This window comes from Burkholderia sp. Se-20378 (assembly GCF_017104665.1).
GTDB lineage: Bacteria > Pseudomonadota > Gammaproteobacteria > Burkholderiales > Burkholderiaceae > Burkholderia > Burkholderia lata.
The window spans coordinates 1-26,472 of record NZ_JAAGPG010000076.1; the positions used below are offsets into that span (position 1 = coordinate 1).

A 26,472-nucleotide genomic window follows, 5' to 3' on the forward strand; every position below is an offset into this window, starting at 1 on the left:
CACCGCTGCAGGACGCGCTCGCGCGGATGGCGGCGCGGCATGGCGCGAAGCCGCGCTGACGGCGCGCGCTGCCGGCCGCGCCAGGTGCCAGGTGCCCGGTCAATAAAAAAAGCAGCCCGGTGGCTGCTTTTTTGTTGCTTGCTCGGAATGCGGATCAGGCGAAGGCCGTCTGCATGTCGAACGCGAAACCCTTCGGCGCGGCTTGCGGATCGTCGAACGTGACGATCTCGTATGCATCTTCGTTCGCGAGCAGTTCGCGCAGCAGCGCGTTGTTCAGCCCGTGGCCCGACTTGTACGCGGTGTACGACGCCAGCAGCGGATGGCCGATCACGTACAGATCGCCGATCGCGTCGAGCATCTTGTGCTTCACGAACTCGTCGTCGTAGCGCAGCCCGTCGTTGTTCAGGATGCGGTACTCGTCGAGCACGATTGCGTTTTCCATGCTGCCGCCACGGGCGAGACCCATCTCGCGCAGCATCTCGGCCTCATGTGCGAAGCCGAACGTGCGTGCACGCGCGATCTCACGCACGTACGACGTATTCGCGAAATCGACCTCGAGTTCCTGGCCGGTCTTGTCGACGGCCGGGTGACGGAAGTCGATCGAGAATTTCAGCTTGAAACCGAAGTACGGATCGAGACGCGCGAACTTGTCGCCGTCGCGGATTTCGACCGTCTTCTTCACCTTGACGAAGCGCTTCGGCGCGTTCTGCTCCTCGATCCCGGCGGACTGGATCAGGAACACGAAGGTCGCTGCGCTGCCGTCCATGATCGGGATTTCCTCGGCCGTCACGTCGACATAGAGGTTGTCGATACCGAGGCCGGCGCACGCCGACATCAGGTGCTCGACGGTCGACACGCGCACGCCATCCTTCTGCAACACCGACGCGAGCCGCGTATCGCCGATCGACGTCGCCGCGGCGGGAATGTCGACGGGCGTGGGAAGGTCGACGCGCGAGAAGACGATGCCCGTGCCCGGCGCGGCAGGACGGAGCGTCAGCTCGATCTTGCGGCCCGAGTGGACACCGATACCCACGGTCTTCACGATGGACTTGATGGTGCGCTGCTTCAGCATGATGTTCTTCGTCGTGATTGAAGATATCAATCAGGAGTTATATTCGATAGGGGAGATTATAGCGTAATTCCCTATTCAACGTAGTTTGAAACTGCGTATCAATCTGTTTCGGCAGTTTACCCGCGCCGATACGGGACGGGCCGATGCCCGGAACGGAGGCGTTTCCGGTCATCAGCCCGTGTTACAACTGCCCTGAGGCCGGTGAGCAGCGTTGCCGGAAGGCAACGGCTCACCGCACGATCAGGACGTCAACGTCGCGAGAACACTCGCCGCATCGCTCACTTCGAATTTGCCCGGCGCCTCGACGGCCAGCGTCTTGACCACACCGCCGTCAATCACCATCGCGTAGCGCAGGGAACGAATTCCCATGCCACGCGCGGACAAATCCTGCGTCAGCCCCAGCGCATGAGTGAAAGCCGCGCTGCCGTCCGCCATCATGCGCACCTTGCCCGCGGTGTGCAGATCACGTCCCCATGCGCCCATCACGAATGCGTCGTTGACGGACACGCACCAGATCTCGTCGATGCCCGCCGCGCGCAATTGCTCGGCGTGTTCGACGTAGCCCGGCACATGCTGCGCCGAGCAGGTCGGCGTGAAAGCGCCCGGCAATCCGAAGATCACCACCCGCTTTCCCGCAACCTGGTCGCGCACGCTGTAGGCGTTCGGCCCCAGCGTGCACCCTTCGCGCGCGTCGTCGATGTACTCGAACAATTGCGCGTCGGGCAGCGCGTCGCCCACTTGAATCATGGCTGGTCCCTCATAGCGATACGGTTTTTCAGCGTGTCGCGGACAGCACGGCCCATCCCGCCCCGCTTGTGCGGAGAGGGCACGTTTCCCGGCCCGGCGTCGCATCCGACGCGGCCTGTCGTGGTCCGTAGCATCCGTCACGCCGGCGATACCGCGGCAGTTTCGCCGCGGCTTCGCCTGTGTTTGCGTCAGTCAGCCTGCTTGCGCAGGAAAGCCGGGATGTCGTACGTGTCGACACCCTTCTCCTGCAGCGCCTGCACGTGCGATGCCGCGGTTTCGCGCGAATTGCGCCACACCGCCGGCGTATCGAGCGCGCCGTAGTCTGCCGTGCTGACGTGATGCGTCGGTGCGTAGCCGTGCGAAACCGCGCTGACCGGCTGGTTGTCCGTACCCGTGCGCAGCAGCGTCATCGGTGCCGACTGCTGCTTCTTCGCCGCACGGCCCAGACCCGTCGCCACGACCGTCACGCGCAGTGCATCGCCCATCGCGTCGTCGTACACCGCACCGAAGATCACCGTCGCATCTTCCGCCGCGTAGCTCTTGATCGTGTTCATCACTTCGCGCGTTTCCGACAGACGCAGCGAACGGCTCGACGTGATGTTGACCAGCACGCCGCGCGCGCCCGACAGATCGACGCCTTCGAGCAGCGGGCTCGCCACGGCCTGTTCCGCCGCGAGGCGTGCGCGATCGACGCCGGCAACCGTCGCCGTGCCCATCATCGCCTTGCCCTGCTCGCCCATCACCGTCTTCACGTCTTCGAAGTCGACGTTCACGAGGCCATCGACATTGATGATTTCAGCGATGCCTGCGACCGCGTTGTTCAACACGTCGTCCGCGCACTGGAAGCACTTGTCCATCTCGGCGTCGTCGCCCATCACGTCGAACAGCTTGTCGTTCAGAACGACGATCAGCGAGTCGACGTGATCCTCCAGTTGCTGCGAACCGGCTTCAGCGACGCGCATGCGCTTGCCGCCTTCGAACTCGAACGGCTTGCTGACGACACCTACCGTCAGGATGCCCATCTCCTTCGCGATCTGCGCGACCACCGGTGCCGCGCCCGTGCCCGTGCCACCACCCATGCCGGCCGTGATGAACACCATGTGCGCGCCGCGCAGTGCGTCGGCGATGCGCTCACGCGCTTCTTCCGCTGCCGCACGCCCCATTTCCGGCTTCGCACCAGCACCCAGACCCGTGTTGCCGAGCTGGATCACCGACGATGCGCGCGAACGCGACAGCGCCTGCGCATCCGTGTTCATCACGATGAAGTCGACGCCCTGCACGCCGCGGTTGATCATGTGCTGGACGGCATTGCCGCCAGCGCCGCCAACGCCGACCACCTTGATGATGGTGCCGTTGGTTTCGGTTTCCAGCATTTCGAATTCCATTGTTGCCTCCGTCAAGAGAATTACTGCTACTCGGCCGTTATTCGGCAGGAGATCGGGCAACCCCCTGTCGCGCGCCAGCCGCCGGCACCAGCGCGAATTTCGATTCGGTATGTCAGAAGTTGCTCAGGAACCATTCCTTCATCCGCGAGAACACCTGCCCCGCGTTGCCGGACTGCACGGCGACCTTGCGGCCGCGCATGCGCTGAGCACTGCCTTCGACGAGCAGCCCCATCGCCGTCGAGTAGCGCGGATTGCGCACGACGTCGGAAAGGCCGCCTGCATACTCCGGCGCGCCGATGCGCACCGGTTTCAGGAAAATGTCTTCGCCGAGCTCGACCATGCCGGGCATCATCGACGCACCGCCGGTAATGACCACGCCGGAGCTCAGGAGTTCTTCGTAACCGGATTCGCGCACGACCTGCTGCACGAGCGAGAACAGTTCCTCGACGCGCGGCTCGATCACGGCTGCCAGTGCCTGGCGCGACAGCGTGCGCGGGCCGCGTTCGCCGAGGCCCGGCACTTCCACCATTTCGTCCGGATCGGCGAGCGCCTGCTTCGCAATGCCGTAGCCGACTTTGATGTCTTCCGCATCCGGCGTCGGCGTGCGCAGCGCCATTGCGATGTCGCTCGTGATCTGGTCGCCGGCGATCGGAATCACCGCGGTGTGACGGATCGCGCCTTCAGCGAAGATCGCGATGTCCGTCGTGCCGCCGCCGATGTCGACCAGCACCACGCCGAGATCCTTTTCGTCTTCCGTCAGCACGGCCAGCGACGATGCGAGCGGCTGCAGGATCAGGTCGTTCACTTCGAGCCCGCAACGGCGCACGCACTTGACGATGTTCTGCGCGGCACTCACCGCGCCCGTCACGATGTGCACCTTCACTTCCAGCCGGATGCCGCTCATGCCGATCGGCTCGCGCACGTCTTCCTGGCCGTCGATGATGAATTCCTGCGTGAGGATGTGCAGCACCTGCTGGTCGGTCGGGATGTTGATCGCCTTCGCGGTCTCGATCACGCGGGCGACGTCGGTCTGCGTGACCTCCTTGTCCTTGATCGCGACCATCCCGCTCGAGTTGAAGCTGCGGATGTGGCTGCCCGCGATCCCCGTGAACACGTTGGTGATCTTGCAGTCGGCCATCAGCTCGGCTTCCTCGAGCGCGCGCTGGATCGACTGCACGGTGGCCTCGATGTTGACCACCACACCTTTCTTCAGACCCTTCGACTCGCTCTGGCCGAGACCGATCACCTCGTAGTGGCCTTCGCCCTTCAGCTCGGCGACGATGGCCACCACCTTCGACGTGCCGATGTCGAGGGAAACCAGCAGATCCTTGTAGTCTTTGCTCATAAAGTGCTCTTGCGTGTGATCTCTCGTTACTTCTTGCGCTTGTCGGTATCGGTCAGGAACCGCATGCCTGCCGCGCGAATCGCGAATCCGTTCGGATAGCGCAGGTCCGCGTACTCGATGTCGTTGCCCCAACGCTCCGTGACCGCCGGCCATGCGGCAACCAGGCGCTGGCTCCGGTCATGCAGCGATTCGCTGTTGCGTTCCTTGCCCAGCTCGACCTGCATGCCGTTCGACAGCTTCACCGTCCACGCGTACCGCGCCGACAGCGTCACTTCTTCCGGCGCCGCCTTCAGCGGCGCAAACCATTTCCCGAAGTCGCGATACCGCGTGACGACTTCCTTCGCACTGCCCTCCGGGCCGTCGAACGCCGGCAGTTCCTGCTCCAGCTCGCCCTGGTTCGCGGTGAACAGCTCGCCGTCGACGCTCACGAGCTGGTCGCTGCCCCAGGTCCCGAGCGGTTTGTACTCCTCGAGCGTGACAGCCAGCGCATTCGGCCACACCCGGCGCACACTCGCATGGCGCACCCAGGGCATCTGCTCGAACGCGGCGCGCGCGGCGTCGAGATCGACCGTGAAGAAATTGCCCTTCAGCCGGCCGACCACACCCGCGCGCACCGTCGGCGAATTGATGTGCTCGGTGTCGCCGTCGATCCGGATTTCCCGCAGCGCGAACGTCGGGCGCTGGATCAGCCAGTAGCAACCGGCCGCCGCCAACACGAGCAGCAACAGCGCGTACAGTGCGCTGGCGGCAAGGTTGAGTTGGCGAACGTTGTTCCACATACGTCGTTCCGTTCCTGCGTCAGTCGTTGAGCGTGAGCGACAGCACCTTCACGACCAGCTCCGAATAGCTGATGCCGACCGCGCGCGCGGCCTTCGGCGGCAGCGAGTGGTCGGTCATGCCCGGCGCGGTGTTCACTTCCAGGAAGTACGCGTTGCCGTCGGCGTCGAGCATGAAGTCCGCGCGGCCCCAGTCGGTGCAGCCGAGCACGTCGAACGCCCGGCGTGCGACGCGCTTGAGTTCCGCTTCCTTGTCGGCGGGCAACCCGCACGGAATCAGGTATTGCGTGTCGTCGGCGATGTACTTCGCGTGATAGTCGTAGAACTCGCCGGCCGGCACGATCTTGATCACCGGCAGGTCGAGATCGCCGGCGATGCAGGCTGTGTACTCGCCGCCGCCTTCGATGCTCTTCTCGACGATCACGATCGGGTCATGCGTCGCGGCTTCCGCGAGCGCAGCCGGCAGCGCGTCGGCCGTCTTCACCTTCAGCACCGCCACGCTCGAACCTTCGCTCGCCGGCTTCACGAACAGCGGCAGGCCGAGCTTCGCGACGATGTCCGTCGCGCGCGCCGCGAGGTCGTCGCCGCGCAGCACCGTCTCGAACGGCGGCGTCGGCACGCCCGTCTGCTGCCACACGAGCTTCGTGCGGAACTTGTCGAGGCCGAGCGCCGACCCGAGCACGCCGCTGCCCGTGTAGCGAATGCCGTAGAAATCGAGCGCGCCCTGGATCTGGCCGTTCTCGCCGTAACCGCCGTGCAATGCGTTGAACGCGCGCACGAACCCTTCATCCTTCAGCGCCGCCAGCGGGCGCTCGGCCGGGTCGAACGGGTGCGCGTCGATGCCCGCGTCGCGCAGGCCCTGCAGCACGAGCTTGCCCGACGTGAGCGACACCTCGCGCTCCGAGGACTCGCCGCCGAACAACACCGCCACCTTGCCGAAACGTTTCGGATCAATCCCGCTCATGTCATGCCTTCTGTTGAGTGTGCTGCGCAACCTTCGCCGGCACGCCGCCGATCGAACCCGCGCCCATCGTGATCACCACGTCGCCGTTCTGCGCGACCTTCGCCAATGCGTCCGGCACGTCGTCGACCGTCGCGACGAACACCGGGTCAACCTTCCCTACCGCGCGAAGCGCACGCGACAGCGCGTCGCCGTTGGCCGTCGAGATCGACGCCTCGCCAGCCGCGTAGACTTCCGTCAGCACCAGCGCGTCGACCGTCGACAGCACGTTGACGAAATCGTCGAAGCAGTCGCGCGTGCGCGTGTAGCGGTGCGGCTGGAACGCCAGCACGAGGCGGCGACCCGGGAACGCGCCGCGCGCGGCCGCGATCGTCGCGGCCATCTCGACCGGGTGATGGCCGTAGTCGTCGATCAGCGTGTACTGGCCGCCGTCCGCAGTCGGCACTTCGCCGTAGCGCTGGAAGCGCCGGCCAACGCCGTTGAATTCCGCCAGCGCCAGCTGGATCGCGTCGTCCGACACACCGAGATCGGTCGCGATCGCGATCGCCGCGAGCGCGTTCTGCACGTTGTGCAGGCCCGGCATGTTCAGCACGACCGCAAGCGGCGCGCGCCCGTCACGGATCACCGTGAAATGCATGCGGCCGTCGCGCGCATCGATGTCTTCCGCGCGCACCTGCGCGTCCGGCGACAGGCCGTAGCGCACGACCGGCTTCGAGATGAACGGGATGATCTGCCGCACGTTCGGATCGTCGACGCACACGACCGCGCTGCCGTAGAACGGCAGGCGCTGCGTGAATTCGATGAACGCCTGCTTGAGCCGCGCGAAATCGTGGCCGTAGGTGTCCATGTGGTCGGCATCGATGTTCGTGATGACTTCGATCACCGGGTACAGGTTCAGGAACGACGCGTCCGACTCGTCGGCCTCGGCGACGATGAAATCGCCCGTGCCGAGCCGCGCGTTCGCGCCTGCGCTGATCAGGCGCCCGCCGATCACGAAGGTCGGATCGAGCCCGCCCGCCGCGAGCACGCTCGCGACGAGGCTCGTCGTCGTGGTCTTGCCGTGCGTGCCGGCGATCGCGATGCCCTGCTTCAGGCGCATCAGCTCCGCCAGCATCACCGCGCGCTGCACGATCGGCACGCGCTTCGCGCGTGCGGCCAGCACTTCCGGGTTGTCCGAGCGCACGGCCGTCGACACGACGACCGCGTTCGCGCCCTCGATGTTCGCCGCGTCGTGGCCAATCGCGATCCGTGCGCCGAGTGCCTGGAGACGATCCGTCACCGCGTTGCGCGACAGGTCCGAGCCGCTGACCTCGTAGCCGAGGTTGACGAGCACTTCGGCGATGCCGCTCATGCCCGCGCCGCCGATCCCGACGAAATGAATGTGTTTGACGATGTGTTTCATGTCAGCCTCCGCCGGGCCGCCCCAAATCCCGATGGACAGGCTTTATGGGGAGGCTGCGCCCCCCCAAGCGAACGAAGTGAGCGTGGGGGTTGTTTCATTTAAGTTGTTCCAGGTTCGCGCCGGCCGCCTTCGCGCACACGCGCGCGACTTCGTCGGTGGCCTCGGGCTTCGCCAGCGAGCGCGAACGTTCCGCCATGTCCGCGAGCGATTCCCGCGACTGGCCGCGCAGCCAGTCGGCAAGCAGTTCCGCCGACAGGTCGCGTTGTTGGACCAGCACGGCCGCGCCCGCATCGGCGAGGAACGCGGCGTTGCTCGTCTGGTGATCGTCGACCGCGTACGGGAACGGCACGAACAGCGCCGCCACGCCCACCGCCGCGATCTCCGACACCGTCATCGCCCCTGACCGGCAGATCACCAGATCCGCCGCCGCATACGCGGCCGCCATATCGTCGATGAACGGCACGAGCCGCACGTCTTCGCCGGCCGCGAAACCGGCCGCTTCGTAATTCGACTTCAGCGCGTCGATGTGCTTTGCGCCAGCCTGATGCACGATGCGCGGGCGCTCACCCGGCGCCAGCATCGCCAGCGCGCGCGGCACGACTTCATTCAGCGCGGCCGCCCCGAGGCTGCCGCCGACGACCAGCACGTTCAGCCGGCCGCTGCGCGCTGCATAGCGTGCTTTGGGCGCTTCCGTGCCGGCAAGTTCCGCGCGAATCGGGTTACCCGTCCATTCCGCGTGCGGGAGCGCACCGGGGAACGCGACGAGCACGCGTTTCGCGAATTTCGCGAGCACCTTGTTCGTCAGGCCCGCGATCGAATTCTGTTCATGCAGCACGAGCGGACGGCCCGACAGCGCGGTCATCACGCCCGCCGGGAACGTGATGTAGCCGCCCATCCCGAGCACGACGTCGGGCCGCACGCGGCGCAGCGCGGCAAGGCTCTGCCCGCATGCGCGCAGCAGGTTGAACGGCAGCGTCAGCTTGGTCTTCAGGCCCTTGCCGCGCAGCCCGCCGAACCGCACGTATTCCATCGGAATGCCGTGCTTCGGCACGAGCGTCGCTTCCATCCCGGCCGGATTGCCGAGCCACACGACGCGCCAGCCCGCCGCTTCCATCCGGTGCGCGACCGCGAGCCCCGGGAACACGTGGCCCCCGGTGCCGCCTGCCATCACCATCAGCGTGCGTTGCGACGCGGTCATACCTTCCCTCCGCGCATCAGCACCCGGTTTTCGTAGTCGACCCGCAGCAGCACCGCGAGCGCGACGCAGTTCAGCAGAATGCCCGAGCCGCCGTAGCTCACCAGCGGCAGCGTCAGGCCCTTGGTCGGCAGCAGCCCGAGGTTCACGCCCATGTTGATGAAGGTCTGCGCACCGAACCAGATGCCGATACCTTTCGCCATCAGGCCCGCGAACGTGCGATCGAGTGCGAGCGCCTGGCGGCCGATCTCGAACGCGCGGCGCACGATCCAGTAGAACAGCAGGATCACGACCAGCACGCCGACGAAACCGAGCTCCTCGCCGATCACCGCGAGGATGAAGTCGGTATGTGCTTCCGGCAGGTAGTTGAGCTTCTCGACGCTACCGCCGAGGCCGACGCCGAACCACTCGCCGCGGCCGAACGCGATCAGCGAGTGCGTGAGCTGGTACGCCTTGCCCTGCGCGTAGCGCTCGTCCCACGGATCGAGGTACGCGAAGATCCGCTCGCGACGCCACGGCGACAGCCACACCAGCATCGTGAAGGTGCCGATCGCGGTCGCAACGAGGCCGCCGAACAGCTTGCCGTTCACGCCGCCGAGGAACAGCACGCCCATCGCGATCGCCGCGACCACCATGAACGCACCCATGTCCGGCTCGAGCAGCAGCAGCGCCCCGACCAGGCCGACCGCGAACGCCATCGGCAGGAAGCCCTTGGCGAAGCTCTGCATGTATTCCTGCTTGCGCACCGTGTAGTTCGCCGCGTAGATCGTCACCGCGAGCTTCATGATTTCCGACGGCTGCATGTTCGTGATGCCGAGCGGAATCCAGCGGCGCGCACCGTTCACGCCCTTGCCGACGTGCGGAATCAGCACGATCACGAGGCTGACGAGCGCGATCAGGAAGAGTTGCGGCGCGTATTTGTCCCACGTCGACACCGGCACGCGGAACGCGATCACCGCCGCGATGAACGCGACGACGAGCGAGATGCAGTGGCGCATCAGGAACGCGTAATCGTGATACGACGCGTATTTCGGCGAATCGGGCATCGCGATCGACGCCGAATACACCATCACGACGCCGAGCCCGAGCAGTGCGATCGCGACCCACAGCAGCGAATAGTCGAAGTCGAGCATCCGCGAACGGCTCGGGCGCACGCCGTTGACGACGCTCGCAAGGCCGCCCGTCGCGGCGCGCGTGGCGGATGCGACGCGGCCGCCCGCGGCATTGCCGCCGGTGTCGCGGCGATCGTTGAAGCGGGAGACGAGGCGATCGGACCAGCTCATGGCGTCGCTCCTTTATCGATGGCGATTTCGTCGACCGCCGCGCGGAACACATCCGCGCGATGGGCGTAGTTCCTGAACATGTCGAGGCTCGCGCATGCAGGCGACAGCAGCACCGCATCGCCAGGCTCGGCGAGGTCGGCCGCCGCGTGCACCGCCCCTTCGAGCGTCGTGTGGTCGGCGAGCGGCACGCCCGTTTCGGCGAGCGTGTCGCGGATCGCCGGTGCGTCACGGCCGATCAGCATCACCGCCCGGCACCAGCGCGCGACCGGCGCAACCAGCGGTGCGAAATCCTGCCCCTTGCCGTCGCCGCCCGCGATCAGCACGATCTTCTGCGCAAGCCCGTCGAGCGCGGCAACCGTCGCGCCAACGTTCGTACCCTTGCTGTCGTCGACGTAGTCCACGTCGTCGATCGTCGCGATCACTTCGACGCGATGCGCTTCGCCGCGGTACTCGCGCAGCGCGTGCAGCAACGGTGCGGCCGGCAGGTCGATCGCGCGTGCGAGCGCGAATGCGGCCAGCGCGTTCGCCGCGTTGTGCAGCCCGCGGATGCGCAGCGCGTCGGCCGGCATCAGGCGCTTCTGCGCGATGTCGGGCGTATGCGCGTCGCGCTTGCGCCGACGGGTCGTCGTCGCAACCTCATCCGGTGCGTCGCGATCGACGGCTTCGACCAGCCACGCGATGCCGTTGTCGCGCGACAGCCCGTAGTCGCCGTCCTGCACCGGTTCGTTCAGGCCGAATGTGACCGTGCGCGGCGCATCGGCCGCGCCGGCGGCCGGCGCGAACTTCATCACGGCCGCATCGTCGCGGTTCAGCACGCGCGTGGTCGTCGCGCCGAAGATCCGGCCCTTGGCCTGCGCGTACGCGTCGAAGCTGCCGTGCCAGTCGAGGTGATCCTGCGTGATGTTGAGGATCGCGGCCGCATCGGGCGCGAACGTGCGCGCGGTCTCGAGCTGGAAGCTCGACAGTTCGAGCACCCACACGTCGGGCAGCGCGGTTTCGTCGATCGCGCCAGCGAGCCGGTCGAGCATCGCGGGGCTGATGTTGCCCGCGACGGCGACCTTCTTGCCCGAGCGCTGACACAGCAGGCCGGTGAGGCTCGTCGTCGTGGTCTTGCCGTTGGTGCCCGTGATCGCGAGCACTTTCGGCTGGTAGCCGCTCGTGCCGAGCGCACGCAGCGCCTGCGCGAAGAATTCCAGCTCGCCCCACACTGCGACGCCCTGCTCGTTGGCGGCCGCGACCAGCGCCGCGAGTGCCGGTTCGAGCGGCGACAGCCCGGGGCTCAGCCCGACGAGCTCGATACCGCCGTCGAGCAGCGCAGGCGTGAACGCCCCGCCGACGAATTCCGCATCGATGCCTTCGGCCTGCAGCGCGGCAAGGTTCGGCGGCGCCTCGCGGGTATCGGCAATACGCAGCCGGCACCCGTGCCTCGCGCACCATCGCGCGATCGCGAGACCCGATTCCCCGAGCCCCAGTACGAGCACCATCGGCCGTTGCCGATCTCCAAACATCTCGCCAGACATCCTTGTTACCTTTCCTTTACCGCAGCTTGAGGGTGGTCAGACCGAACAGGCACAGCATCAGCGTGATGATCCAGAAACGCACGACCACCTGCGTTTCCTTCCAGCCGGACAATTCGAAATGGTGATGCAGCGGCGCCATCTTCAGCAGACGTCGCCCTTCGCCGTAGCGCTTCTTCGTGTACTTGAACCACGAAACCTGCAGCATCACCGACAGCGTTTCCGCGACGAAGATGCCGCCCATGATGAACAGCACGATTTCCTGGCGCACGATCACCGCGACCGTGCCGAGCGCGCCGCCGAGCGCCAGCGCGCCGACGTCGCCCATGAACACCTGCGCGGGGTGCGTGTTGTACCAGAGGAACGCGAGCCCTGCCCCACCCATCGCGGAACAGAAGATCAGCAATTCGCCCGCGCCCGGAATGTGCGGGAACAACAGGTATTTTGAATAGACCGCGCTGCCCATCACGTACGCGAACACACCCAGCGACGCACCGACCAGCACGACCGGCATGATCACGAGGCCATCGAGGCCGTCGGTCAGGTTCACCGCATTGCTCGCGCCGACGATCACGAAGTACGTCAGCACGATGAAGCCCCACACGCCGAGCGGGTAGCTGATCGACTTCAGGAACGGCAGCATCAGGTCGGCGCGTGCCGGCAGTCCCATCGACAGGCCGCTCCTCACCCATGCCATGAACAGGTCGAACACGCGCACGTTGTTCGCCTCGGACACGCTGAAGGCGAGGTAGACGGCTGCGAACAGCCCGATCACCGATTGCCAGAAATACTTCTCGCGCGACGACATCCCGCGCGGGTCCTTGTGGACGACCTTGCGGTAATCGTCGACCCAGCCAATCACGCCGAAACCGAACGTGACGAGCATCACGATCCAGATGAAACGGTTCGTCAGGTCGCCCCAGAGCAGCGTCGCGACCGCGATGCCGATCAGGATCAGCACGCCGCCCATCGTCGGCGTGCCGGACTTGACCAGGTGCGTCTGCGGGCCGTCCTTGCGCACGGCCTGACCGACCTTCATTTGCGTCAGCTTGCGGATCACCCACGGTCCGCACACGAGCCCGATCCCGAGCGCGGTGATGGTAGCCATCACCGCACGGAACGTGAGGTACGTGAACAAGCGCAAAAAGCTTGCGTCTCCTTGCAGCCATTGCGCCAGCGCCAGCAGCATGCTTCCTTCCTTCTACTCAGTGTGCAGCGGGCGCCGTGCCCGCCGCGGGTTGGTTCGTCAGCGCGTCGACCACGCGCTCCATCTTCATGTACCGCGAGCCCTTCACGAGCAGCGTCGCCTGCGCGCCGTAGCCCGCCGCGAGCAGTGCTTCGACCAGCGCGCCGACGTCGCCGAAATGGCGGGCCGTGTCGCCGTATGCCGCGCAGGCGTCGCGCGACGCGTCGCCGAGCGCGAACAGCGCGTCGATCCCGCGCTCGCGTGCGTAGGCACCGACCTCGCGATGGAAAGCCGGCCCTTCGTCGCCGACCTCGCCCATGTCGCCGATCACCAGCACGCGCGGCGCCGGTTGCGCGGCGAGCACGTCGATCGCGGCGCGCATCGAATCGGGATTCGCGTTGTACGTATCGTCGACGACCGTTGCACCCGCGAGGCTGCCTGCGATCGCCTGCTTCACCTGCAGCCGGCCCTTGACCGGCTCGAACGATTCGAGGCCCTGCTTGATCGCCGACAGCGCGACACCGGCGCCCAGCGCCGCGGCCGTAGCGGCCAGCGCGTTGCGCGCGTTGTGCTCGCCGAGCGCACGCAGCCGCACTGTGACGGCGCCCGCCGGCGTGTCGATCGCAAGGTCGCCGCCGTGAAGGCGGCCCGTGACCTGCGCGTCGTTCTGCCGTTCGGCATCGTGCAGCGCGAAATCGAGGATCCGGTTACCGGTCGCCGCAACGCGCCAGATGCCCGCATACGCGTCATCGGCCGGGAACACCGCAACACCATCCGGCGGCAGCGCATGAATCACGGCCGCGTGTTCAAGCGCGACGGCTTCGACCGTCGCCATGAATTCCTGGTGCTCGCGCTGCGCGTTGTTGACGAGCGCGACCGTCGGCGCCGTGAGGCGCGCGAGGACTTCGGTCTCGCCCGGGTGATTCATCCCGATCTCGATCACCGCGAGACGATGCGCGGCCGACAGGCGCAGCAGCGTCAGCGGCAGGCCGACATCGTTGTTCAGGTTGCCGGCCGTCGCGAGCCGCGCGTCGGCGCCGACCGCCGCCGCGAAGATCGACGCGATCATTTCCTTGACGGTCGTCTTGCCGTTGCTGCCCGTCACCGCGACGACCGGCAGCGCGAATCGTTTGCGCCAGCCATGCGCAAGCGCGCCAAGTGCGGCACGCGTTTCGCCGCCTTCGATCGCCGGCATCGTGACGCCCGCCGGCACGTGCGCGACCAGCGCCGCGGCGGCACCGCGCGCGGCGACGTCGCCGAGGAAGTCGTGCGCGTCGAAGCGCTCGCCTTTCAGTGCGACGAACAGGTCGCCGGGGCCTGCCGTCCGGCTGTCCGTCGACACGCGGTCGAACGTGACGCCCGCGTCGCCGTGGACGGTTGCGCCGGGGATCAGGCGAGCGGCTTCGCCGAGACTGAGCATCGTCATTCGGCGCCTCCCTTGCCATGCGTCGCGCGCGCTGCCAGCGCGAGCCGTGCGTGATCCTGGTCGGAGAACGTGCGCTTCTTGCCCATGATTTCCTGCGTGGCCTCGTGGCCCTTGCCGGCCAGCACGACGACATCTTCGCGCGCCGCGCCGCGCACGGCCTGCAGGATCGCGCTCGCGCGATCCTCGATACGGCGTGCGTGATCGGGCGCAGTCATACCCGCGACGATCTGGTCGATGATGCGCTGCGGATCCTCGCTGCGCGGGTTGTCGCTCGTGACGAAGGTTTCATCGGCGAACCGCTCCGCGATCGCGCCCATCAGCGGGCGCTTCGTCGTATCGCGATCGCCGCCGCAGCCGAACATGCAGACGAGCCGGCCACCGCGCGCCGTGGCGATCGGGCGCAGCGCGTCGAGCGTCTTTTCGAGCGCGTCGGGCGTGTGTGCGTAGTCGATCACGACGAGCGGTTCGTCGTTCTGCAGCCGGCCGCCGAGCCGCTGCATCCGGCCGTTGACGGACTCGAGCCGTGCGATCTCGGCAAGCGCCGCGTCGAACGGCACGTCGGCCGCGAGCAGCGAGCCGAGCACCGCGAGCAGGTTGCTGACGTTGAACGTGCCGAGCGTGCCGACTTCGACGTCCGCGTCGCCCCACGACGAACGCAGGCGGAACGCCGTGCCAGTCGTGGTGGCGCGCACGTCGAGCGCGACCAGTTCGCGATCGGCGTCCGGCGCCGCTGCGTCGCCGATCCCGTACGCGATCGTGCGCACGCGGCCGGCCAGTTTCTCGAGCAAACGCTGTCCGGCCGCGTCGTCGCGGTTGACGACCGCCGCACGCAGGCCGCGCCATGCGAACAGCTTCGCCTTCGCGGCCTCGTACGCATCGAACGTACCGTGATAGTCGAGGTGATCCTGCGTGAGATTCGTAAACACCGCGATGTCGAACGCCGTACCGTTCACGCGCCCCTGGTGCAGCGCATGCGACGACACTTCCATTGCCACGGCCTTCGCGCCCGCGTCGCGCAACTGCGCAAGGCTGCGCTGCAATTGCGACGCATCGGGGGTCGTGAAGCCGGTCGGCACGAGCTGGCCGGGCATCCCGGTGCCAAGCGTGCCGATCACCGCGCACGGCTGGTGCAGCGCCGTCAGCGCGGCGGCGATCCATTGCGTGCACGACGTCTTGCCGTTCGTGCCGGTCACACCCACCGCGAGCAGGCTGTCGCTCGGATCACCATACCAGCCGCTGGCGATCTCGCCTGCAAGCTGGTCGAGCGCAGGCACCGCAAGCGCGACAGGAACGGCCGGCGCAGCGGCCAGCCCTTCCGGCTGGTACAGCACGGCGGCCGCACCGCGCGCGACGGCGTCGGCGATGAAGGCTCGATTGTCCGCCCCGTCGACTGCATACGCGACAAACACGTCGCCAGCCTTGAGGCTGCGCGTGTCGGCATGCAGTTGCGCTGCGGAGGCCACATGCTGACGCAGCCACGCAAGCGCAGCTGCGATCTGCTGATGCGCCGGATGGGAACTGCGAGCGGCGCTCATCGAACAACTCCTGGTGAATTACGCGTCGTGCTGGACACGATCATATGCTTCGCACCGCCACCCGCGGCCAGCTTTTGCGGCCCGGTTGCGGAAGGTGCTGCCGGCGAATCGTCAGACACGACGAGCTGCTTGATCGGCATGTTCGGCGGCACGTTCAGCGCACGCATCGTGTCGCCGGCGATTGCCGAGAATACGGGGCCGGACACCTGGCCGCCGAAGTGGCTGCCGGCGGTCGGCTCGTCGACCGACACCGCGACGACGATGCGCGGATTCGGCATCGGCGCCATCCCGACGAACGACGCGCGGTACTTGCGCGTGTAGCCGTGACCTTCATGCTTGTACGCGGTGCCGCTCTTGCCGCCGACGCGATAACCCGGCACGGCCGCATCCGGCGACGTGCCGCCCGGCGCGACCACCGTCTCGAGCATCGCGCGCACTTCGCGCGCGGTGGTCGGGTTGAACACCTGCGTGCCCACGACCGGCTGGTTGGGGTCGGTCTTGAAAATGGTCACGGGCATCAGCTCGCCGTCATGCGCGATTGCCGTGTAGGCACGCGCGAGCTGGAACAGCGACACCGACAGGCCGTAGCCGTACGACATCGTCGCCTGTTCGATGCGGCGCCAGCTCTTCCACGGACGCAGGCGGCCGGCCACCGCGCCCGGGAAGCCGACCTTCGGCGCCTGGCCGAGGCCGATGCTCGTATACATATTCCACATTTCCTCGGGCCGCATCGTCATCGCGATCTTCGTCGCGCCGATGTTGCTCGACTTCTGGATCACGCCGCCGACCGTCAGCGTGCCGAAACCCGCGTCGTCGGTAATCGGTGCACCGTCGAGCACGAAATGCCCGTTGCCCGTCTCGACGAGCGTGTTCGGCGTCACGCGGTGCAGGTCCAGCGCGAGCGACACCGTAAACGGCTTCATGATCGAGCCCGGCTCGAACACGTCGGTCATGATCCGGTTGCGCAACTGCTCGCCCGTCATGCGCGAGCGGTCGTTCGGGTTGTACGTCGGGTAGTTGACGAGTGCCAGCACCTCGCCGGTGCGCACGTCGACGACCATCGCCGCACCGGCCTTCGCCTTGAACTTCTCGACGGCGGCCTTCAGGTTCGCGTACGCGATGTACTGGATCTTGCTGTCGATCGACAGGTCGACATCCGTGCCGTTGTGCGGCGGGATCTGCTCGGCGACGTCCTCGACGATGTGCCCCATCCGGTCCTTGATCACGCGACGCACGCCCGACGTGCCGGACAGCATCTTCTGGTCGCCCAGCTCGACGCCTTCCTGCCCTTCGTCCTCGACGTTCGTGAAGCCGATCAGGTGAGCGGTGATCTCGCCTTCCGGATAGAAGCGCTTGTACTCGTTGCGCTGATAGATACCGGGAATGTCGAGCGCGGCGACCTTGTCGGCGACGTCGATCGGCACCTGGCGCTTGACGTAGACGAAACCCTTGTCTTCCGACAGCTTCACGCGCAGTTCCTTCGACGTCATGCCGAGTAGCTTGCCGAGCTGGTTGACCTTGTCGGCGTCGAGATCGTCCGGCACCGCGTCGGGAATCGCCCAGATCGCGCGCACGGGCAGGCTCGTCGCGAGCACGAGCCCGTTACGGTCGAGGATCTTGCCGCGCGTCGCCGGCAGATCGAGCGTGCGCTGGTAGCGGCTTTCGCCCTGCTTCCGATAGAACGCGTTGCCGGGCCCCTGGATCCAGAACGCGCGCGCGGCCAGCGCGACGAACGCCATGAACAGCATGAACACGACGAGCTTCGAGCGCCACATCGGCAGATGCACGCCCAGCACGGGGCTCGACGAGAACTTCACGTTCTGGCGCTTCTGGGACGGCTTCATCGCGCGCCTCCCTTACCCTTGGCGGTCGTGTCCGCCGAAGCCGGGATCGGCGCATCGATCGCCTTCGCTGCGCCCGGCGGCAGCGTCAGGTATTGCGTGCGGCCGGTCGTGATCGGCTGCATCTTCAGTGAATCGTTCGCGAGCTGCTCGATGCGCGACGTCTTCGACAGCGCGCTCTGCTGATATTGAAGCTGCGCGTAGTCCTGCTGGAGCTGACGCTCCTGCGACTGTGCACGCTGCAGCTGGATGAAGATCTGGCGCTGCTGGTTCGTCGAATTGACGACCGACAACGCGCAACCCATCACGATGATCAGCAGGAAGATATTGAAGCGGCTCATGGCGTGACGCGCTCCGCGATGCGCATCACGGCCGAGCGGGCGCGCGGATTCGCAGCGACTTCCGCTTCACTCGGAAACTGGCGGCTGATGATCTTGAGCGGCGGGCTCGGGAGGTCGACGGCGCGGATCGGCAGGCGACGATCGACCGCAGGCGCACTCGCGTGCGCCTGCATGAATCGCTTGACGATCCGGTCCTCGAGTGAATGAAAGCTGATGACCACCAGCCGCCCCCCTTGCTCCAGCAACGACAGTGCCGCGTCTAGTACGACTTGCAGGTCCGCAAGCTCTTGATTGACGTGAATCCGTATAGCCTGAAAGGTGCGGGTTGCCGGATCCTTGCCCTTCTCACGGGTTTTGACGACGTGACCCACGATTTGGGCAAGCTCGCCCGTGGTGTCGAGAGGCCCAAGACGGTCGGACTCTGCCCGGCGAGCAACAAGCGCCTTTGCAATCTGAAAAGCAAACCGTTCTTCCCCATAATCCCGTATCACCTCCGTCAATTCCTGCACCGAAGCCCGTGCGAGCCATTCCGCCGCCGACTCGCCGCGCGTCGGGTCCATCCGCATGTCCAGCGGACCATCGGCGCGGAAGCTGAAGCCGCGCGCCGGATCGTCCACCTGCGGCGAGGACACGCCCAGGTCGAGCAACACCCCCGACACCTTCTCGACGCCGCGCGCCGCAAGCGCGTCGCGCATCGATGCAAAGCTGTCATGCACGATCGAGAAGCGCGCATCCTCGATGCCTTGCGCCGTCTCGATCGCCCTCGGATCCTTGTCGAACGCGATCAGCCGCCCGCCCGGCGCCAGCCGCGCGAGCACCGCACGGCTATGGCCGCCGCGCCCGAACGTGCCGTCGACATAAATGCCGTCCGGTCGCGTCACGAGCGATTCGACCGCTTCGTCCAACAACACGGTCCGATGCTGCAATTCGTTTCCCATCGCGGGCGTCTCCGTCACCGCAATCAGAACGTGAAATTCTTCAGCGCGTCGGGCATGCCCTGCGCCATCGCTGCCTGCTCCTTCGCGTTGTAGGTTTGCGAATCCCACAGCTCGAAGTGACTACCCATTCCCAACAACATGACTTCCTTTTCCAGTCCGGCTGCCATGCGCAGCTCGGGCGATACGAGAATCCGGCCCGCGCTGTCGAGATCGACATCCATCGCATTGCCGAGAAAAATGCGCCGCCACCAGTGCGCGTCCATCGGCAGCGCGGCGATCTTGGCGCGGAATACTTCCCATTCGGGGCGCGGAAACAGCAACAGGCAGCCGTCCGGGTGCTTGGTCACAGTCACCCGTCCTTCTGCCTGTCCTTGCAGCGCTTCGCGATAGCGAGCCGGCACCGACATCCGCCCTTTCGCATCGAGCGTCAGCGCCGACGCCCCTTGGAACACTTTCCGCTCTCCCGTTCAGGGCACCGAAGCACCCGCTCAATGCTGAGAATTTAGCCGGAATAGCCCGCCAAATCACACAAAAATACACTTTCTCACACTGTCTCCCACTTTAGAGGAAGGGTGTGGCACGGTCAAGGGAGCGGCCCGCTTTTTTGACGAATTTTGTTAGTTAGAACAAGGACTTACGCGCACATGCTCATGCGGCCCCTCATTCCAAAAACCGTTATAAATGAATGAGCTAGTGCAACTTGTGAAGGTGATACGTGAGAAAGACGGGCCAGACGGGTGTGCGGACGGGGCTTTCGGGGGCGGGAAAACGAGGAATAAACGGGCGGTATCAGCGGTGGGGAACCGGGGCGACGTCACGCATCGCCCCGGTGGGAATCTCACAGATAGTACGCAGTGCTCGTCATGACTTTCGACGCGGCGCGCATCAGCATTCGCGCGGGCAGCGGCAGCTCGATCCCGCCTGCGTCGGCCGCGGCCTTGCCGTGTTTCACTTCGTCGATACGCATCTGGTCGACGATCGCACGCGACGCGGTATCGGCCGCCGGCAACTCGGACATGTGGCCTTCGAGATGGCTCTCGACCTGCCGCTCGGTCTCGGCCATGAAGCCGAGGCTGACCTTGTCGCCGAGCGCGCCGGCCGCCACGCCGATCGCGAGCGAACCCGCATACCAGAGCGGGTTCAGCAGGCTCGGGCGCGAGTCGAGCTCTTTCAGGCGATGCGCGGTCCACGCGAGGTGATCCTCCTCCTCGCGCGCGGCCTCCTCGAACATCGCCTTCGCCGATGCCGTACGCGCGGTGAGTTTCTGCGCCTGATACAGCGCCTGCGCGCAGACCTCGCCGACGTGGTTCACGCGCATCAGCCCGGCGGCATGCGTACGCTCTGCGGGCGTCAACTCGACGGCCGGCGCCTCTGCCGGTGCGGGCACCGGCCGGCTCATCCGGCTAATGCCGGTCAGCGATCGCAGGCCGCGATCGAATTCGCTGATCAGTTCATCAAACACCATCCTGTTCTCCTGGCTGCAGGTGCTGCCGCGAGCGGCAAGGGCACGAGTCCGCTGCGTAACCGACTTGATTATTCAGCGGAAATTGCGGTTAACCCGTGATTTTAACCATTGTTGCATAAACGAAACATGGCGACCTTGAGCTGCGGCATTTCGCTTTGTGGCAAAAAACGGTTTTGCTACATTACGTGCGACTTCTTGCGAAGTTGATGGGGCCCGTCAACAGAACATAACTATCCGCCCCGCCAAAAAAATTCAGTGATTCTTGGAGATCCGTTAATGAAAAAGTCGCTTCTCGCGCTCGTCGCGCTGGGCGCGTTCGCTGGCGCTGCCCATGCGCAAAGCAGCGTGACGCTTTACGGCATCATCGATGAAGGCCTGCTCTTCAACAACAACGCGGGCGGCAAGCACCTGTACAGCATGGCCAGCGGCGTGATGCAAGGCAGCCGCTTCGGCATGCGCGGTACCGAAGACCTCGGTGGCGGCCTGAAGGCGATCTTCACCCTCGAAAACGGTTTTGACGTGAACAGCGGCAAGCTCGGTCAGGGCGGCCTGATGTTCGGTCGTCAGGCTTACGTCGGCCTGTCGAGCCAGTACGGTACGGTCACGCTGGGTCGTCAATACGACTCCGTCGTCGACTTCGTCGGCCCGCTCGAAGCAGGCGACCAGTGGGGTGGCTACATCGCCGCTCACCCGGGTGACCTCGACAACTTCAACAACGCGTACCGCGTGAACAACGCGGTCAAGTTCACGAGCAACACCTACGGTGGCTTCTCGTTCGGCGGCGTGTACAGCTTCGGCGGTCAGGCAGGCCAGTTCTCGAAGAACCAGGTCTGGTCGCTCGGCGCAGGCTACAACAACGGCCCGTTGGTCTTGGGCGTCGGCTACTTGAACGCACGCACGCCGAACCAGTTCGGCGGCATGTTCAACAACGGTTCGACGTCGTCGTCGGTCTCGTCGCCGATCTACGGCGCGTACGCGAACAACGCGAACACGTACCAGGTCATCGGTGCTGGCGGTGCCTACACATTCGGCGCAGCGACGATCGGCGCAACGTACTCGAACACGAAGTTCAAGGGTTTCTCGGCAGGCCCGTTCGTGAACCAGTCCGCGACGTTCAACAACGGCGAACTCAACTTCAAGTATCAGTTGACCCCGGCGCTGATTCTCGGCGCGGCGTACGACTACACGCAAGGCAGCAAGATCAACGGCAGCTCGGCAGCCAAGTATCACCAGGGCTCGCTGGGTGTCGACTACTTCCTGTCGAAGCGCACGGACGTCTACGCGATCGGCGTGTACCAGCACGCATCGGGCAACGTGCTCGACGCGAACGGCAACGTGATCCAGGCAACCGCAGCGATCAACGGTCTCGCAGGTTCGAGCACCAGCAACCAGGTCGCAGCACGCGTCGGTATCCGTCACAAGTTCTAATCAGCTTGCCTGACAAGCCGCAGCATATTGAAGGCGCCTTCGGGCGCCTTTTTCTTTTCCGGTCGGTGCAGCCGCAAAGCCGAAGCGCGGCGAATCGTATCGACTACGACGCGCTCGTCGCGGAGCAACGCGCCGTCCCTGTTGCGTCGATACGCACTGCAGCCGGCTCGGGCGGCCTCGTTCGGAAACAACCTCTTTGGGGCGGCGCCGCAAACAAAAAAAGCCCGGCACAAGCCGGGCTTTTTCGTTCGATCGATCACGCCGTCATGCGCGCCCGTCGCGGAGTTCGCGCCGCAGGATCTTGCCGACGTTCGTTTTCGGCAGCTCGGTACGGAACTCGACCAGCTTCGGTCGCTTGTAGCCGGTGAGCCGCTCCTTGCAGTAGGCGAGGATGTCCTTGTCGGTGAGCGCCGGGTCCTTCTTCACGACGAACAGCTTCACGGCTTCGCCGGAATGCTCGTCGGGCACGCCAACGGCCGCCACCTCGAATACGCCCGGGTGCGACGCCACCACGTCCTCGACTTCGTTCGGGTACACGTTGAAGCCCGATACGAGGATCATGTCCTTCTTCCGGTCGACGATCTTCACGTAACCTCGCGCATCCATCACGCCGACGTCGCCCGTCTTGAAGAAGCCGTCCGCGAACATGACCTTCGCGGTTTCGTCCGGCCGGTTCCAGTAGCCGGCCATCACCTGCGGCCCGCGGATGCAGATCTCGCCGGGTTCGCCGAGCGCGACGTCGTTGCCGGCGTCGTCGCGAATCGCCACTTCGGTGGACGGCAGCGGCAGGCCGATCGTCCCGCTATATTCGGTTGCCGTCACCGGGTTGCAGGTCGCCACCGGCGATGTTTCCGACAGCCCGTAGCCTTCGATGATCGCGGTATGGGTCTTTTCGTACCAGCGTTTCGCGACGCCTTCCTGGATCGCCATGCCGCCGCCGTTGGCGATCACGAGCTTCGACAAGTCGAGCTGATTGAATTCCGGGTGGTTCAGCAGTGCGTTGTACAGCGTGTTGACCGCCGGGATCGTCGAGATCTGGTAGCCCTTCAGCTCCTTGATCATGCCGGCGATGTCGCGCGGGTTCGGGATCAGGATGCCCATGCCACCGGTACGCATCGTCAGGAAGCCGCAGACGGTCAGCGCGAACACGTGATACAGCGGCAGCGCGACAACGGTCACGAACTGTTTCACGTCCGGGAACTTCTCATGCGCCGGATGATGCCAGGCGCCCGCCTGCAGCACGTTCGACACGATGTTCCGGTGCAGCAGCGTCGCCCCCTTCGCCACGCCGGTCGTACCGCCCGTGTATTGCAGGAACGCGACGTCATCCGGGCCGATCTTCTGCGCCTTGAATGCCTGGCGTGCACCTTCCGACAACGCGGCCTTGAAGCGCGTGAACGCCGGCAACTGCCAGGCAGGCACCATCTTCTTCACGTTGCGCACGACGTAGTTGACGAGCCATCCCTTGATGCCCAGCAGATCGCCCATCGATGCGACGACGACGTGCTTGACGCCCGTATTCGCGATGACGGCCTGCAGCGTCGACGCGAAATTCTCGAGGATGACGATCGCCTCCGCGCCGCTGTCCTTCAGCTGATGCTCGAGCTCGCGCGGCGTATAGAGCGGGTTGACGTTGACGACGGTGTAGCCCGCACGCAGTACCGCGGCGATCGCCACGGGATACTGCAGCACGTTCGGCATCATGATCGCGACGCGCGCCCCGCGCGCAAGCCCACGCGATTGCAACCATGCGCCGAACTGGCGAGACAGCTTGTCGAGTTCGCCGTACGTGATGCCCTTGCCCATGCAGACGAACGCCGTGCGGTCGCGATACTGCCGGAAGCTTTCGTCGAGCAGGTCCGGGACAGAGGGATAAGGAGACGCGTCAATTTCGGCTGGAACGCCGGGTGGGTACGATTTCAGCCAAATTTTGTCCATACTGCGCGTCTCCTCACAGATTTTCGAATGGTCGTGCTAAAACGCATCGTAACGGCTCGCTCGCCTCGAGACAACAGGGTTAGATGTCCACTTCGAACTTCCGTGGAAATTCGTCTGATCATACGGTGATATCCGATCAAATGCGTTCAACTTCCACGAGGCAATCGTAGAACGTCGCCGAATTGCCAAGATCGGTGAGCGCCTGGCTCGTCACTTCATTCGCGTTTCTGCCGTCCGGCGACAGCTTCTTCCACCAGATCGACAGTCCGACGACGAGCCCTGCGCGTGCGCGATCGGTAATTCTCGCGAGCGCCTGCATCGATCCGCGGTCGTTGAAGATGCGAACGACCTCACCTTCGGCGATACCGCGCGCATCGGCGTCAGACGGGTGGATGTCGAGATGCGGCTCGCCTTCGGTATGACGCAGGCTGTCGACGTTCACGAACGTACTGTTCAGGAAGTGGCGGGCCGGCGGCGAGATCATCGCGAGCGGATAGCGTGCGGCGAGCTCGGGCGCGGCCTCGGCCGATTCGAACGGCGGCAGGTAGTCGGGCACGGGATCCACGCCCATCTGCTCGAGTCGCGGGCTGTAGAACTCGCACTTGCCGGACGGCGTACGGAAACCGCCGTTCGCGAACGGCGCCTCCGGCAGCTTGAGCTTCAGCCAGCCATCGCGCTTCAGCGTGTCCCAGTCGCTGTCGAGCACTGGATCGTCCCAGCGGAGCGCCGCGCGCGCGACCTCTTCGTCGCTGTGATAAAGCGCGGGTTCGTCGAGCCGCATACTGCGCGCGATACCACGGAAGATTTCCGTATTCGGTCGCGCATCTCCCACCGGCGGAATCGACGGCAGGTTCGCCATCACGTAGGTGTGGCCGTACGATTTGTGGATATCCAGATGCTCGAGCTGCGTGGTTGCCGGCAACACAATGTCGGCGAAATCAACGGTATCTGTCTTGAAATGCTCGAGAACGACCGTGAACAGATCGTCACGCGCGAACCCTGCCGCTACCTTCGAAGAGTCCGGCGCGACCGCCACCGGGTTCGAGTTGTACACGATGATCGCTTCGACCTTCGGCCCGAAGGTTGCATCGCCTTGGTGCAACAGCGCGTCGCCGATCGCGTTCATGTTGATGATGCGCGGCAGCTTGTGCGGCCAGCCCGGCATCAAATCCGGACGCAGCAGCGCGGCCTGGTTGACTGGCGCGGATTCCGACGACGACAGCAATAGGCCGCCGGCCCGATCCCGCCAGGCGCCCGTCAGCGCCGGCAGGCTTGCGATCGCGCGTACGGCGTTGCCACCGCCGCGGACACGCTGCATGCCGTAGTTGAGGCGGATCGATACCTTGCGGGTAGCACCGTAACGACGCGCAAGGTCGACCAGTTCCGACACGTCGATACCGCAGATCTGCGCAACGCGTTCCGGCGGATAGGACATCGCACGCTCCTTGAGCGCGTCGAAACCTAGCGTATGGCTGGCGATGTAGTCGTGATCGAGCAGGTTTTCGGTAATCAGCACGTGCATCATGCCGAGTGCGAACGCGCCGTCGGTGCCGGGTTTCAACGCGATGTGCTGATGACACTTCTCCGCTGTCAGCGAACGATACGGATCGATGGCGACAAGGCGTGCGCCGCGGCGCTTCGCTTCCTGCGCACGCGTCCAGAAGTGCAGGCTCGACGCGATCGGGTTTGCGCCCCAAATCAGAATCAGCTCGCTTTCCTCGAAATGCTCGAGGTGCATGCCGAGGCTCCCGCCATAGGTGTAGCGCAACCCTGCTGCACCGGCCGCCGCGCAGATCGTGCGCTCGAGCCGCGAGGCACCGAGCTTGTGGAAGAACCGCTGGGCAATGCCCTCCCCCTGCACGAGCCCCATCGTCCCCGCATAGCTGTACGGCACGATCGCTTCCGGTGCGCGCTCCGCGATTTCACCGAGACGACGGCCGATCTCATCGAACGCCTCGTCCCAACTGATCGGTACGAAATGCCCTTCTCCTTTGGCACCGACGCGCTTGAGCGGGACGGTGAGGCGGTCGGGGTGATGAACGCGATCGGCGTATCGGCTGACTTTCGTGCACAACACGCCTTGTGTCGGCGGATGATCTGGATCGCCCGTGACCTTGATCGCCTTGCCGTTTTCGACAGTCACACGCATTGCGCACGTGTCCGGACAATCGTGCGGGCAAACGGCCCGGGCTACCTGAATGGCGGCGTTCATCGTTTTAAGTGCAGAGATGGGGATTCGCAAATTTTACGTGGACACGCCAAATAAAGCGTTCATTTCGTACAGGTTCTGAGGTATTTGGCCGAAACGCGATGGGAGGAATCAGGAGCGTTTCAGTCGTTCCGTGCGTCGTCTGCGGGGGACTTGCATGGCCAACCCGACATTCGTTGTCGACTATGGAAAGCCGATTGCGCACGACGGCGCCAACTGATTCGAGAGAGAGAGAGAGAGAGGAATTGCAGTTTTGATCGGAGATACGATCAATAGGCCAATGGATCGCGAATGATACTGACCAATTAGCGGACCGGGAGCCGCGTGTGGTTGTACTTGGGAGAGGTGATGTGGAAGCTCCAGCCAGGCCGCCCATCCCGATCCCCTGCGCATTTCCGTCGCTCAAATGCAAAAACCCCCGCCTTTCGGGCGGGGGTTTCTGGCTTAGGGAGCCTGACGATTACCTACTTTCACACGGGAAT

21 protein-coding genes are annotated in these 26,472 nt (G+C 65.2%); 1 reads left to right on the forward strand and 20 read right to left on the reverse strand.

The window, feature by feature from the left end; translation table 11 throughout:
• Positions 1-154: 154 nt before the first annotated feature.
• The 18 genes from lpxC to coq7 all read right to left on the reverse strand — a co-directional run bounded on the left by lpxC (position 155) and on the right by coq7 (position 20,415).
• Positions 155-1,072, reverse strand: coding sequence for a UDP-3-O-acyl-N-acetylglucosamine deacetylase (gene lpxC, locus G3N93_RS11515; protein ID WP_011350845.1), 918 nt, complete (start codon positions 1,070-1,072; stop codon positions 155-157).
• A gap of 240 nt (positions 1,073-1,312) precedes the next feature.
• On the reverse strand, positions 1,313-1,819 hold the full coding sequence (locus tag G3N93_RS11520) for a peroxiredoxin (RefSeq protein WP_011350844.1): 507 nt from the start codon (positions 1,817-1,819) through the stop codon (positions 1,313-1,315).
• A 188-nt stretch (positions 1,820-2,007) separates the two neighbouring features.
• On the reverse strand, positions 2,008-3,204 hold the full coding sequence (gene ftsZ / locus G3N93_RS11525; RefSeq protein WP_011350843.1) for a cell division protein FtsZ: 1,197 nt from the start codon (positions 3,202-3,204) through the stop codon (positions 2,008-2,010).
• A gap of 112 nt (positions 3,205-3,316) precedes the next feature.
• Positions 3,317-4,549, reverse strand: coding sequence for a cell division protein FtsA (ftsA, locus tag G3N93_RS11530; protein ID WP_006487138.1), 1,233 nt, complete (start codon positions 4,547-4,549; stop codon positions 3,317-3,319).
• A gap of 26 nt (positions 4,550-4,575) precedes the next feature.
• On the reverse strand, positions 4,576-5,328 hold the full coding sequence (locus G3N93_RS11535) for a cell division protein FtsQ/DivIB (RefSeq protein ID WP_011350842.1): 753 nt from the start codon (positions 5,326-5,328) through the stop codon (positions 4,576-4,578).
• A gap of 19 nt (positions 5,329-5,347) precedes the next feature.
• A complete protein-coding gene (locus tag G3N93_RS11540; RefSeq protein ID WP_011350841.1) occupies positions 5,348-6,289 on the reverse strand; it encodes a D-alanine--D-alanine ligase in 942 nt (313 codons plus the stop codon).
• A gap of 1 nt (position 6,290) precedes the next feature.
• Positions 6,291-7,688: a UDP-N-acetylmuramate--L-alanine ligase gene (gene murC / locus G3N93_RS11545; protein ID WP_174939026.1), complete on the reverse strand. Its 1,398-nt coding sequence runs from the start codon at positions 7,686-7,688 to the stop codon at positions 6,291-6,293.
• A gap of 94 nt (positions 7,689-7,782) precedes the next feature.
• Entirely contained in the window at positions 7,783-8,886 is a 1,104-nt protein-coding gene (gene murG, locus G3N93_RS11550) for an undecaprenyldiphospho-muramoylpentapeptide beta-N-acetylglucosaminyltransferase (RefSeq protein WP_174946756.1), read from the reverse strand.
• Positions 8,883-10,166 carry a putative lipid II flippase FtsW gene (gene ftsW, locus G3N93_RS11555; protein WP_011350838.1) on the reverse strand — a complete coding sequence of 428 codons (1,284 nt, stop codon included), beginning with the start codon at positions 10,164-10,166 and terminating at the stop codon, positions 8,883-8,885. The genes murG and ftsW overlap by 4 nt, the downstream gene beginning before the upstream one ends.
• Complete coding sequence (gene murD, locus G3N93_RS11560) at positions 10,163-11,674, reverse strand: UDP-N-acetylmuramoyl-L-alanine--D-glutamate ligase (RefSeq protein WP_206133044.1); 1,512 nt, start codon at positions 11,672-11,674, stop codon at positions 10,163-10,165. The genes ftsW and murD overlap by 4 nt, the downstream gene beginning before the upstream one ends.
• Positions 11,675-11,702: 28 nt before the next feature.
• Positions 11,703-12,872 (reverse strand): phospho-N-acetylmuramoyl-pentapeptide-transferase, encoded by a 1,170-nt coding sequence (mraY, locus tag G3N93_RS11565; RefSeq protein ID WP_006477019.1) that lies wholly within the window; start codon positions 12,870-12,872, stop codon positions 11,703-11,705.
• A gap of 16 nt (positions 12,873-12,888) precedes the next feature.
• Positions 12,889-14,295 carry a UDP-N-acetylmuramoyl-tripeptide--D-alanyl-D-alanine ligase gene (gene murF / locus G3N93_RS11570; RefSeq protein ID WP_206133045.1) on the reverse strand — a complete coding sequence of 469 codons (1,407 nt, stop codon included), beginning with the start codon at positions 14,293-14,295 and terminating at the stop codon, positions 12,889-12,891.
• Entirely contained in the window at positions 14,292-15,830 is a 1,539-nt protein-coding gene (locus tag G3N93_RS11575; RefSeq protein WP_206133046.1) for a UDP-N-acetylmuramoyl-L-alanyl-D-glutamate--2,6-diaminopimelate ligase, read from the reverse strand. The genes murF and G3N93_RS11575 overlap by 4 nt, the downstream gene beginning before the upstream one ends.
• Positions 15,827-17,674: a penicillin-binding protein 2 gene (locus tag G3N93_RS11580; RefSeq protein WP_174939016.1), complete on the reverse strand. Its 1,848-nt coding sequence runs from the start codon at positions 17,672-17,674 to the stop codon at positions 15,827-15,829. Before G3N93_RS11580 ends, G3N93_RS11575 begins: the two co-directional genes overlap by 4 nt.
• Positions 17,671-18,012, reverse strand: a complete 342-nt coding sequence (gene ftsL / locus G3N93_RS11585) for a cell division protein FtsL (protein WP_174939015.1) — start codon at positions 18,010-18,012, stop codon at positions 17,671-17,673. The genes G3N93_RS11580 and ftsL overlap by 4 nt, the downstream gene beginning before the upstream one ends.
• Positions 18,009-18,950, reverse strand: a complete 942-nt coding sequence (rsmH, locus tag G3N93_RS11590; RefSeq protein WP_011350832.1) for a 16S rRNA (cytosine(1402)-N(4))-methyltransferase RsmH — start codon at positions 18,948-18,950, stop codon at positions 18,009-18,011. The genes ftsL and rsmH overlap by 4 nt, the downstream gene beginning before the upstream one ends.
• A 23-nt stretch (positions 18,951-18,973) precedes the next feature.
• Positions 18,974-19,402, reverse strand: coding sequence for a division/cell wall cluster transcriptional repressor MraZ (gene mraZ, locus G3N93_RS11595; RefSeq protein ID WP_006487094.1), 429 nt, complete (start codon positions 19,400-19,402; stop codon positions 18,974-18,976).
• Positions 19,403-19,788: 386 nt separating this feature from the next.
• Positions 19,789-20,415 (reverse strand): 2-polyprenyl-3-methyl-6-methoxy-1,4-benzoquinone monooxygenase, encoded by a 627-nt coding sequence (gene coq7, locus G3N93_RS11600; RefSeq protein WP_027788457.1) that lies wholly within the window; start codon positions 20,413-20,415, stop codon positions 19,789-19,791.
• Between the two features lie 276 nt (positions 20,416-20,691).
• On the opposite strand from coq7, the gene G3N93_RS11605 reads away from it, so the two are divergent.
• Positions 20,692-21,843 carry a porin gene (locus tag G3N93_RS11605; protein ID WP_174939013.1) on the forward strand — a complete coding sequence of 384 codons (1,152 nt, stop codon included), beginning with the start codon at positions 20,692-20,694 and terminating at the stop codon, positions 21,841-21,843.
• A gap of 264 nt (positions 21,844-22,107) precedes the next feature.
• On the opposite strand, the gene G3N93_RS11610 is transcribed toward G3N93_RS11605, so the two are convergent.
• On the reverse strand, positions 22,108-23,781 hold the full coding sequence (locus tag G3N93_RS11610) for a long-chain fatty acid--CoA ligase (RefSeq protein ID WP_174946747.1): 1,674 nt from the start codon (positions 23,779-23,781) through the stop codon (positions 22,108-22,110).
• Positions 23,782-23,917: 136 nt separating this feature from the next.
• Positions 23,918-25,993: a molybdopterin-dependent oxidoreductase gene (locus G3N93_RS11615; protein ID WP_206133047.1), complete on the reverse strand. Its 2,076-nt coding sequence runs from the start codon at positions 25,991-25,993 to the stop codon at positions 23,918-23,920.
• Between the last annotated feature and the right edge of the window lie 479 nt (positions 25,994-26,472).

Coding starts and splice junctions, on each gene's coding strand:
- murG (WP_174946756.1), bottom strand. CDS start 8,886: ATGACCGCGTCGCAACGCACGCTGATGGTGATGGCAGGCGGCACCGGG.
- G3N93_RS11610 (WP_174946747.1), bottom strand. CDS start 23,781: ATGGACAAAATTTGGCTGAAATCGTACCCACCCGGCGTTCCAGCCGAA.
- murF (WP_206133045.1), bottom strand. CDS start 14,295: ATGACGATGCTCAGTCTCGGCGAAGCCGCTCGCCTGATCCCCGGCGCA.
- lpxC (WP_011350845.1), bottom strand. CDS start 1,072: ATGCTGAAGCAGCGCACCATCAAGTCCATCGTGAAGACCGTGGGTATC.
- ftsL (WP_174939015.1), bottom strand. CDS start 18,012: ATGAGCCGCTTCAATATCTTCCTGCTGATCATCGTGATGGGTTGCGCG.
- mraY (WP_006477019.1), bottom strand. CDS start 12,872: ATGCTGCTGGCGCTGGCGCAATGGCTGCAAGGAGACGCAAGCTTTTTG.
- G3N93_RS11535 (WP_011350842.1), bottom strand. CDS start 5,328: ATGTGGAACAACGTTCGCCAACTCAACCTTGCCGCCAGCGCACTGTAC.
- ftsZ (WP_011350843.1), bottom strand. CDS start 3,204: ATGGAATTCGAAATGCTGGAAACCGAAACCAACGGCACCATCATCAAG.
- G3N93_RS11615 (WP_206133047.1), bottom strand. CDS start 25,993: ATGAACGCCGCCATTCAGGTAGCCCGGGCCGTTTGCCCGCACGATTGT.
- G3N93_RS11580 (WP_174939016.1), bottom strand. CDS start 17,674: ATGAAGCCGTCCCAGAAGCGCCAGAACGTGAAGTTCTCGTCGAGCCCC.
- coq7 (WP_027788457.1), bottom strand. CDS start 20,415: ATGGTGTTTGATGAACTGATCAGCGAATTCGATCGCGGCCTGCGATCG.
- murD (WP_206133044.1), bottom strand. CDS start 11,674: ATGTTTGGAGATCGGCAACGGCCGATGGTGCTCGTACTGGGGCTCGGG.
- ftsA (WP_006487138.1), bottom strand. CDS start 4,549: ATGAGCAAAGACTACAAGGATCTGCTGGTTTCCCTCGACATCGGCACG.
- G3N93_RS11605 (WP_174939013.1), top strand. CDS start 20,692: ATGAAAAAGTCGCTTCTCGCGCTCGTCGCGCTGGGCGCGTTCGCTGGC.
- G3N93_RS11520 (WP_011350844.1), bottom strand. CDS start 1,819: ATGATTCAAGTGGGCGACGCGCTGCCCGACGCGCAATTGTTCGAGTAC.
- rsmH (WP_011350832.1), bottom strand. CDS start 18,950: ATGGGAAACGAATTGCAGCATCGGACCGTGTTGTTGGACGAAGCGGTC.
- ftsW (WP_011350838.1), bottom strand. CDS start 10,166: ATGAGCTGGTCCGATCGCCTCGTCTCCCGCTTCAACGATCGCCGCGAC.
- G3N93_RS11540 (WP_011350841.1), bottom strand. CDS start 6,289: ATGAGCGGGATTGATCCGAAACGTTTCGGCAAGGTGGCGGTGTTGTTC.
- G3N93_RS11575 (WP_206133046.1), bottom strand. CDS start 15,830: ATGAGCGCCGCTCGCAGTTCCCATCCGGCGCATCAGCAGATCGCAGCT.
- murC (WP_174939026.1), bottom strand. CDS start 7,688: ATGAAACACATCGTCAAACACATTCATTTCGTCGGGATCGGCGGCGCG.